General features: G+C 73.7%; 1 protein-coding gene. It reads right to left on the bottom strand.

The annotated features are described in order from the left end of the window. Positions 1–361 (bottom strand): tyrosine-type recombinase/integrase (locus ACYQ0J_RS00115; protein ID WP_460170217.1); only part of this gene is annotated, 361 nt, incomplete at both ends.

Raw genomic sequence — 361 nt, 5'->3', positions numbered from 1 at the left:
CCCCCCCTTCCCCTGGACCCGGATGGCGTGGGGGACGCCGTCCTGATAGGTGAGGTCGGCGTAGGTCAGGGCCAGGGCCTCGGAGAGGCGGAGGCCTGTGCCGTAGAGGAAGGCGAGGAGGGCCCAGTCCCGGAGGGCCACCCGGGGGGAGCGGTTCTGGTAGGCCGCCTGGAGGAGGCGGGCCACCTCGGGCGGGGTGAGGTAGACGGGGAGCCTCCGGGGGAGCTTGGGCCGCTTGACCCCCTCCGTGGGGTCCTTGAGGAGGGGGAGGCCCTCCACCTCGGCCAGGTAGCGGAAGAGCTTCCTTAAGGAGGCCAGGACGCGCCCCGCCCTGTGGGGGCTCACCTCCCGGGAGGCGAGG

The organism is Thermus sp. FJN-A, assembly GCF_054655095.1.
This window is presented reverse-complemented; position numbering and strand designations above follow the sequence as displayed.